This window comes from Pseudomonadota bacterium (assembly GCA_022361155.1).
In the GTDB taxonomy this organism is placed as follows: Bacteria; Myxococcota_A; Polyangia; order Polyangiales; family JAKSBK01; genus JAKSBK01.
This window is the reverse complement of record JAKSBK010000133.1, coordinates 1-8,510: the sequence shown is the minus strand read 5'-3', so window position 1 is coordinate 8,510 and position 8,510 is coordinate 1. Positions and strand designations below refer to the sequence as shown.

Sequence of the window (8,510 nt, the reverse complement as noted above, 5' to 3'; positions counted from 1 at the left end):
TGTGCGACGGCCGCCCGGTGTTGGGCATCGTGCTGGAGGTACAGCTCGGCCATGACGATGCCAAGCCCTTCAGCTGGCCAGCCTACGTAGTCAATCTGCGGGCGCGACTGCGCTGCGACGCTTGCCTGCTCGTAGTCAGTCCCCGCGCCGAGATCGCTGCCTGGTGCGCTCAACCGATCTCACTGGGAGCGGGCTGGCGATTCGAGCCTCTGGTGCTGGGCCCGCAGGCGGTACCGGTGGTCGCCGATGAGGCCAAGGCCAGGGCCGCGCCCGAGCTCGCCGTGCTATCGGCCATGGCACATGGAGGGAGCGCGGCTCCCGAGCAGGCATTGCAGGTAGCGGTTGCAGCGCTCGGAGCCTTGGCAGGATTGGACCGCGAGCAAGCCCTGCTATACTCAGACATGGTCTACGGCTCGCTCGGCGAAGCGGCCCGAAAGGCCCTCGAAGCTATGGATTTGAACAAGTACGAGTTCCAAAGCACCTTTGCCAAGCGCTTCCTCGCTCGGGGACGCCAAGAGGGGCGCCAAGAGGGGCGCCAAGAGGGACGCCAAGAGGGACGCCAAGAGGGACGCCAAGAGGGGCGCGCCGAAGGGGAGGCCAAGGCACTGCTGCAGATTCTACAGGTCCGTGACATCCCGGTCACCCTCGAGCAGCGGGAACGCATCCTTGACTGTACCGACACCGAGCAGCTGAGCGCATGGATCGAGCGCGCCTTGCGGGCAACCGGCGCCAGCGACGTCTTCGGCTCGTAGGGGACGAGTCGTGCGACTCCTGGAAGAATAGGGCGCGGGAGCCTCGCTGAGCGATTGGCGTCAGCCGGGGACCACCTTGATCGGAGGCGTGCTTTCCCGGAGCAGGTTGTCGAAGTAGTCGATCGTTCGGGCGAGGCCTTCGCGCAGGCCGACACGGGGCTCCCAACCCAGCTGTTCACGAGCGAGTGCTATGTCTGGCCGGCGCCGCACGGGATCGTCCTCTGGAAGATCCGCGTGCGTGATCTCGCTTTGATTCCCCGTCATTTCCCGCACGAGCTCCGCCAGCTCGAGGACTGTGCACTCGTCGGGATTGCCCAGATTGACGGGCCCCACGAAGTCCGCCGGGCTGTGCATCATTCGAACCAGCGCGTCCACCAGATCGTCGACATAACAGAAGCTTCGTGTCTGGGAGCGACGCCCATAGACCGTGATGGGCTCGCCCCTGAGCGCCTGAACGATGAAGTTGCTCACGACGCGTCCGTCCTGCGGGTGCATTCGGGGCCCGTATGTATTGAAGATACGAACCACCTTGATCTCCAGCCCGAGCTGGCGGTGGTAGTCGAAGAAAAGCGTCTCGGCGCAACGCTTGCCCTCGTCGTAGCACGACCGTGGTCCGATCGGATTGACATTGCCCCAGTACCCTTCGGGTTGCGGATGCACGCGGGGATCACCGTAGACTTCGGACGTGGACGCCTGCAGCACACGCGCCTTCAGCCGCTTCGCGAGACCGAGTATGTTTATGGCCCCGTGGACGCTAGTCTTAGTGGTTTGTACTGGATCGAACTGGTAGTGCACCGGACTTGCCGGACACGCCAGGTTGTAGATCCGATCCGTTTCCACGTAGAGCGGAAACGTTATGTCGTGACGCAGCAGTTCGAAATACGGGTTCGTCAACAGCCCCGCAATGTGCCGTTTATCACCAGTGTAGAAGTTATCGACACACAGAACCTCATGGCCCTCCCGCAGAAGCCGCTCGCAAAGATGGCTCCCGATGAAGCCTCCCCCCCCCCGTAACCATGGTCCGATTCGTTGTGCGCATGGCTCAGGCTCTCGCGCCCCGTGATCAGCTGTCAAGTCGCCTCGACCTGTTGGGGGAGCGCTAAGCCTGAGGAGTCACCGAATCGCGAGCCTCGATCCCGGACTCAACCTGAACACCGAAGAGCTCTAGCCACCAAGAAAGCGAGCGTACCAGGCGTCGAAGATCATGATCCCGAAGAGCTCGTAGGAGCGATCTCGGAGTCCTCGAGCGTGCTCTCCACGGTAACGGTGGATGGCTTCGGGTCGCAGCAGTCCCTCCTTCCATGTCTGGCCGCGACGTCTCGGCGCGCCAGCCAGTTCCCTTCCGTCTTCGAAGTACATCCCCAGCTCTCCCCGAATCCACTGAGCCAGCGGCACATTGAAACCGCGTTTGGGTGCTTTGGCCGCTTTGGGCACAAAGGCATCCTTGAAGGCTTCGCGCAGCGGGAGCTTCGTGTGGCGACGGCCGAGCTTGTTTCGAAAGGGGATGTTCAGCGCGAGCTCGACCACTCGATGGTCGAGAAACGGCACGCGCACCTCGATCGGCACCGCCATGCTCATCTTGTCTGTGTATTCCAGCAGATTGTCCACAAGAAAGCTCTCTACATCCATCTCGAGGAGCTTGTTGCCGGGATCCGACAGCTCACTTGCGTCGTATAGCCCACGCAAGATCTCGGGCGAGGAGCACCCGGTATGCGGAAACGCGAGCAGGGACGATTTGTCTTGCTCGGAAGAGAAATACGTCCAGTTCAGGTACTGAACAAAGAAATCCGGATCCAGACCCTCAACGAATGAGAGGGCGCGCCGCACTACCGCATTGCGACCGGCCAGGCGTGATGCGGATAAGAGAGCGGCGGCCGCCCCCACAAGTGGGCGCGGCACCCAGTGTGCCCACTTCGCAAGCATTACCGCACGATGGCGCGGGTAGCCAGCGAACAGCTCGTCACCGCCAGCGCCGCATAGCGCCACCTTGATGTGCTTTCGCGCCTCCCGCGAAATCAGGTGCATCAGGTAGTAGGTCGGGTTTCCGAACGGCTGGTCGAAATGGTCCAAAAGTTGGAACAGCAGCCCAGGCTCGTTGAGGCGCACCGGCAGCGTGTGATGTTCGGTGCCAAGGTATTGACTCGTTGCCAGCGCCACATCGCTCTCGTCGTAGTATTGGTACTGCTGCTCAGGAAAGGTGACCGTATACGTGTGCACCTTCGATGCCGCCTGCTTCATGGCAGCCGCCACTATGGTCGAATCCACCCCTCCACTCAGGAAACAACCAAGAGGGACATCGCTCCGCATCTGCCGCCGGACCGCGGCTGTGAGCTCCGCCCTTAGCTCCTGATTCGCATCGCCCCGAGACATGCGCTCGATTGCTGGTCTCCGATGGGGACGCCAATACCGCAAGACCCTGATGCTTGCGTCCCTGAGCCTCAGCTGCAGATAGTGAGCCGGTGGAAGCTGACGAATCGATTTGAACAGCGTGAGCGGATGCGGAACGTAAAGAAGGCTAAAATAGTGATGCGCCGCCTCGGTATCCAGATCACGCTGGTACAGGCTGCTGCGCAGAATGCCCTTGATCTCCGAGGCGAAGAGCAGGGTGTCGCCAACCCTACAGTAGTAGAGCGGCTTGATCCCCAGTGGGTCCCGCGCCAACAGCACATTCCCGCTCAGGGCGTCCACCACCGCGAACGCGTACATCCCGTTGAGCCGCGTCAGACACCCGACTCCCCACTCCCTGTAGGCAGCCAGCAGGACATCGGTGTCGGTCTCGGTTCGAAACCTGTGTCCCTTGATTCCGAGCTCGTCCCGAAGCTCGATGTAGTTGTAGATCTCGCCGTTGAACGAGATCCAGCATGTACCGTCATGGCTCCGCATAGGCTGCAGGCCCGCGTCCGAGACGTCAATGATCGCCATCCGCGAATGCCCGAGCACAATGCTTGGGGCGTCCTCCTCGGACACCTCGACGAGCCCCCTGGTTCCGTCGTAGCCGAAACAGCTCAGCCCGCGCCCATCGCCACCACGATGGTCCAGCGCTGAAAGCATGCTCTGGGCATCTCGCCCAAGCGCCTCACGATGCGCCGTCTGAAGCGCCACCCCCCCCACAACACCACACATCAGAGCTGCTGCGTGATCATGTTCATGACGCGGATGGTCTCTTTGCCTTGCTCTCCGGGCACGGGCGACTCGGTGTCACCGACGATCGCGTCAACGAAAGCGCCAAGGAGCGCCTGGTGAGTCTGCGTGTAGCGCCGCGTCATCATCTCGAATCCGGTACCCAGCCCGCTCATCAAGATCTGGGCGGCTTCCCCAAGCGATGAAAGGCCGACGGGGATCAGCTTCAACTCCTCGCGGCGAGTGTGAATCAGGGCTTGACTCTCCATGTCGACGCGCAGCGTGCCGTCTTCACCCCAGAGATCGATCTGACCCGACCACTGCTTTGTGTCGTAGATCATGGACACCGAGCTCGTCGCCTCATCGCCTATCAGATTGAGCCGGTAGTCCTCGTAGGATGACCAGGGATGCTCCTCAAGTACTTTCCTACCGATGATCTGCACCTCGCGAATGGGGTTGATGAAGGGCAAGGTCAGATAAACGACGTGAGGACCGCTCTCCCCGAACACTCCTCCCGGCAGCTTGTGCGCCCAGTGGTCCGGCTTCGAGGTGATGTAGGTCACTGGTGTAGACAGGTGGATCCGCATGCCTCGGAACTTGCCGATGTCGCCACGCTCCAACATTTTCCGTGCCTTGTAGAAGCTGGGGTAGAAGAGATCCGAGTGAGCGATGCAGACCTTGCGTCTGTGCTCCTTCGCGGCCGCCATAACCTGGTCGCACTCTGTCTCGGTCTGGCACATCGGCTTTTCTAACAATACGTGCGCACCGGCCTGGATGCACTGGACGGCAATCGGCGCGTGAGTCTTTGGAGGGGTGCAGATGTCAACCACATCCGGCCGCTCCTTCGAGAGCATCTCCTCAAGATCGGTGTAGACGCCCTGTATTTGGAAGCGGCCGGCTAGAGTACCCGCCTGCTCCCGGTCGATATCGACTACCGCCACGGCCCGCGCCCTTGGGGCTAGCGCGGCTATCGCAGGGAGGTGCTTCACTGCTGCGATATGTCCACTGCCAACGAGAGCAACCTTCAACGTGTCCACGTTTCAAGAACCCCTTTCCGAAACGCTGCTGCGCGCAGGTTCCGACAGATGATCGTTCCCAACAATCGCATACATCCGTGCGTACTGGTCTGCAACGACCCTAGGAGCGAGATGCTGCCCGATCCAGGCGCGGCCTCTGTGTCCCATCTCAGTGAGCTCTGTGGAGCAGCGCTGCTGGAAATCGAGTAGCGTCGAGGCTATGCGCTCGGCGCTACGCTCTCCATAACTGCCACATGCGAGCGAGTTCAGGACCTGCCAGGGGCTTCCCTCACACGCTATTGCCGGCGTTCCCCGCTCCAGCGCCTCCGCGATGCTCATGCCGAAATTCTCACTGTACGAAGTATTGACCAAAGCGCGAGACGTTGAAAGCAACGTCGCCTTTCGCTCTCCAAGGACTTCCCCCAGATAGTGGATTTTCCCCAAGGCTTGCGGGGAACATCCGGCCGCGAGCTCACTAAAGCTAGAATTTTCCTCCGCCCCCGCAAGGGTTAGGTCGTCCAGCCCAGGATCGTGTGCGAGCGCCCGCTCATACCCCTCGAGGAGGAGATCCAACCCCTTCACCTTGGCAATCCTGCCGAGATACAGGAAGCCGCTCCGGCTGGTGCCATGGGGTGGATCCGGGCCCATCGGCACGGGGTGCGGAATAGTGAATATGCGCTCGGGGCCGACACCCCGGCTCTCAAGCGCGGCCCTCTCCTCTAAACTGGTGACGTGCCAGTAGGCCCGCGTCAACATCGGCCAAGTGAGACGTAGCGAAAGCTGCTTGGCACGAGCCCGTCGACTTCGCAGCGAGCCATCCTGCAGCATCCCTCTGGGCGAGATGACCACCCGTCCGGCTCCGCCGCGCAGGAGTCGTGTAGCACCCACCAGCAGCGTTAGTGACCAAACCTCGTTGAGGTGAAGAACGTAACCATGTGAGCGCCTCCACGTGGCGATGGGCAGGCGTGGATCCATGCGATTCGAAGTACCCACGTAGTCGATTTCGATCCCGCGCCGCGCGAAGTACTCGCGTCCCCGTGCCACCTGGCAGTCCGTCAACGCGTAAGTCGGCTCGCCGTGACTCGTCACGATCCTGATCCGCAACCCTCGCTCAGCAAGCGCCTCCACGATCAGGCGACACGAAACGTTGGGACCGCCATCCCGAGTATAGGGATAGAAACTGTGGTAGATGTAGGCAATTCTGCGCGTCACGTGCATCCCGCTGCGAGGTATGACCGGAAGTTGTGGATGGGTGGTTTGAGGCAGGCGGCGTATCCTTCCGCGTGAGTGAACCCGAAGCCCGGTTGTGGCCGGGAGGAAGGGCACGCCACCCATGTTGAAGGTAATCGACAACGACAAGGCAACGGAAGAGATCGGGTGCACGACCGGTTTGAGGGTGTCGGGAGTGATCCTGGTGTGGTGGTCCGATCCGAGGGTCTTGCGTGGGGCTGCGGAGCTATGATCTACAGACGGGATGATTGGATCAAAGCAACCCCCTACGAATCTGGACGACGTAACGGACGAGGAGCTGGCGCGGCGTCGCGCGGCTCGGCTGAGCGGACGCAAGATGCTGGAGGCGGAGGAAGCCGTGGAAGAGCACGGCCACGCAGACCATGTGCAGACGCTGCGCTTTGTGGTGCAGGAGAGGATGGAGCGGCAGGACGGCGGTCCTAGCCCTTGCCCCCGTTGCGGCCAAGCGGCTGGCGTCAAGGCCAAGGACCGCAGACGCACGCTGCGGACGATGAGTGGCGAAATCGAACTGCGGCGCCACTATCACTACTGCGAGGGATGCGAGCACGGATTCTACCCGTTGGACCTTGAGCTTGGGTTGCCCTCGCAGGGCGAGCTGTCGCCGAAGATGCTGGCTCGGGTGCTCGACTTCGGAGTCAGCACCGTGTTTGGCGAGGCGGCCGAGCGCTGGCGGGTGCATCACAGCGGTTCGACGGTCAGCGAGAATCTGGTCCGCCGGGTGGTGGAACGTGTGGGTCAAGGGCTCGAGCAACAGCCCGCGAAGGAGCGACAGCAAGCGGTGCGCCCTGTTGCGCCACAGAGCCCGCAGACGCTGCTCAGTGAAGTTGTGAAACTCTCGGCCGGCAAGGAAGTTGTTCTGCACGAAGTTGAACAGCCCCTCGACGACCGCCGAGCGATTGGCGTCCCCCTTTTCGTGCGCCCGAAACTCGAAACCGCGTTGCTCGGCAAATGCCGCCATCTGCGGCACCGGCACCATGTCGGCGCCCGTTCCGTGAAGAACGATCACGCTCGTGTTGTCGACCATGCAGACCCCGCAGACACCGCCGACGTAGTCGATCGCATCGTCGAGGAAGACCTTGCACTCGAAGCGCGTAAAGCGCGGGTACAGCTGAATGTACGCCAGCCGCGAGTAGGCCAGCGCCAGCCCGGCGATCTGGACCTTCTGCTCGCGACCCGAGATGTGCGCCTGGTGCGGGGAGGTGTCGTGCTGCATCTCCTTGCCCGGCTTGTGGTCGTACTGTCCAGCAGGCTGCTTCGGCTCGTGGCCGATGCCGTGGCGGCGGCAGTACGCGGTCAGTGCAGGGTAGGACACCTCGGCACCGTTCGCCTCGAGTTCCTCGTGGACGCGCACGAGATTGCCCTGGCACTGCGCCAGCAGCTCCACGATGTCGTCGTGGTGCCGCTCGGCTTTCTCGGGCCGGTTCAGTGGCTGCACCTTGGACGAGCCACTGGCGACCACCTTGCGTACCGCGCCGCGCGACACACGCACAGCTTTGGCGATCGCCCGCGTGCCGTGTGAGGTGGACCCCATTTTGTGGACCAAAATGGGGTTCCGTTAAGGTAGTTCCTGCTGGAGGTTTGACCATCATCTTCGTCGTCATATTGGGGCGGAAGCGACCGAAGGGAGCTTCCTGTGAGGGGGGGTCCGGGGGGGAGACTCGTAACCTGTGAACGGTCTGTGTTTGAGCGTGGATAACCTTATGCAGCCCTGTGGATCAAGCCGTCGTAGAACGCGGCCGGAGTCTGGTAGCCCAGGGCTTGGTGCGGGCGTCGTGAGTTGTAGAAACTGAAGTACGAACCGATACCGGCCCGAGCCTCGTACATGCTGTCGTAGGCGTGCAAGTAGACCTCCTCGTACTTGAGCGAGCGCCATAGCCGCTCCACAAACACGTTGTCGAGGCAGCGGCCCTTGCCGTCCATGCTGATGCGGACTCCTCGGTCCCGGAGCGCCTCGATGAAGTCGTCGGCGGTGAACTGAGCCCCCTGGTCCGTGTTGAAGATGCCGGGCGCTGGGTGGCGCGACAGGGCGTCCAGCAACGCCTCTACGCAGAACCCGGTGTCCAGGGTATTGGACAAGCGCCAAGCCAGAACCCGCCTCGAGTACCAGTCCATGATCGCGACCAGATACGCGAAGCCGCGCGCCATCGGGATGTAGGTGATGTCCGCGGCCCACACCTGGTTCGGCCGCGAGACCTTCAGGTTCCGCAGCAAATACGGGAAAACTGGATGCTCCGGCGCTGGCTTGCTGGTGTTGGGCTTCGGGGCCATGCCTTCCAAATCCATCACACGCATCAGCCGCTGGATCCGCTTGCGGTTGACTTCCCGGCCCTCTGCTTTGAGGACCTGGACCATCTTGCGGCTGCCGAAAAAC

General features: G+C 62.0%; 7 protein-coding genes. 1 reads left to right on the top strand and 6 read right to left on the bottom strand.

Features of this window, described 5'->3' with window-relative positions; all coding sequences use genetic code 11:
- On the top strand, positions 1–752 hold a 752-nt coding region (locus tag MJD61_04505; GenBank protein MCG8554538.1), incomplete at its 5' end, for a hypothetical protein.
- Positions 753–812: 60 nt separating this feature from the next.
- On the opposite strand, the gene MJD61_04500 is transcribed toward MJD61_04505, so the two are convergent.
- The 6 genes from MJD61_04500 to MJD61_04475 form a co-directional block, all read right to left on the bottom strand.
- Positions 813–1,778 (bottom strand): SDR family oxidoreductase, encoded by a 966-nt coding sequence (locus MJD61_04500; GenBank protein MCG8554537.1) that lies wholly within the window; start codon positions 1,776–1,778, stop codon positions 813–815.
- Between the two features lie 138 nt (positions 1,779–1,916).
- Entirely contained in the window at positions 1,917–3,875 is a 1,959-nt protein-coding gene (asnB, locus tag MJD61_04495; protein ID MCG8554536.1) for an asparagine synthase (glutamine-hydrolyzing), read from the bottom strand.
- Positions 3,875–4,861: a Gfo/Idh/MocA family oxidoreductase gene (locus MJD61_04490; protein ID MCG8554535.1), complete on the bottom strand. Its 987-nt coding sequence runs from the start codon at positions 4,859–4,861 to the stop codon at positions 3,875–3,877. The genes asnB and MJD61_04490 overlap by 1 nt, the downstream gene beginning before the upstream one ends.
- Positions 4,862–4,912: 51 nt before the next feature.
- Positions 4,913–6,100 carry a glycosyltransferase family 4 protein gene (locus tag MJD61_04485; GenBank protein ID MCG8554534.1) on the bottom strand — a complete coding sequence of 396 codons (1,188 nt, stop codon included), beginning with the start codon at positions 6,098–6,100 and terminating at the stop codon, positions 4,913–4,915.
- A 271-nt stretch (positions 6,101–6,371) separates the two neighbouring features.
- Positions 6,372–7,670 (bottom strand): hypothetical protein, encoded by a 1,299-nt coding sequence (locus tag MJD61_04480; protein MCG8554533.1) that lies wholly within the window; start codon positions 7,668–7,670, stop codon positions 6,372–6,374.
- 167 nt (positions 7,671–7,837) lie between these two features.
- On the bottom strand, positions 7,838–8,510 hold a 673-nt coding region (locus MJD61_04475), incomplete at its 5' end, for an IS3 family transposase (protein ID MCG8554532.1).